This window comes from Sedimentibacter sp. B4 (assembly GCF_000309315.1).
GTDB lineage: Bacteria > Bacillota > Clostridia > Tissierellales > Sedimentibacteraceae > Sedimentibacter > Sedimentibacter saalensis.
Genome location: NZ_CANG01001142.1, coordinates 1 through 492, shown reverse-complemented (window position 1 = coordinate 492; position 492 = coordinate 1). Strand labels below are relative to the sequence as shown.

The window sequence follows — 492 nt, the reverse complement described above, 5'->3', positions numbered from 1 at the left end:
CTTGTAGAGCGCCTCGACGATCATCGGCACCATCAGCGACATCTCCGGGCGGAACCGTCCGAGGTTCTCGCGCACGTGCATGATGCTGTCGTTGAAGCAGAGCGTGATGCCGTCGAACAGGCAGCCGAGCACGTTCAGGTTGAACTCGTAGGCGTGGTTGATCGGCAGCACCGACAGGCACACCCGCGGGAACCGGAACAGAAGAACGCCGAATGGATCACCGTGACGATGTTCCGCTGGGAGAGCATCACCCCTTGCTCGGCCCGGTCGTCCCGGACGTGAACAGGATCGCCGCCGGCGCGTCCGGATCGATGCTGACTTCGGCGAACCGGGTGTCTCCGGCGGCCAGCAGCTGCCGTCCCCGGGCCAGCAGGGCATCGAAGCCGGGCCGGTGGGATTCGGGCGCGTAGCGGCTGATGTTCATCGTCAGGCGCACCCGAGGGCAGTGGGCGAGGATGCCTGCGATGTCCGCGTGCAACTCATCGCCGTACA

The 492-nt window shown here is 65.7% G+C and carries 1 pseudogene; it reads right to left on the bottom strand.

The annotated features are described in order from the left end of the window. Positions 1-247 precede the first annotated feature (247 nt). A pseudogene (locus tag BN358_RS25900) lies at positions 248-492 on the bottom strand (hypothetical protein); the annotation flags it as partial.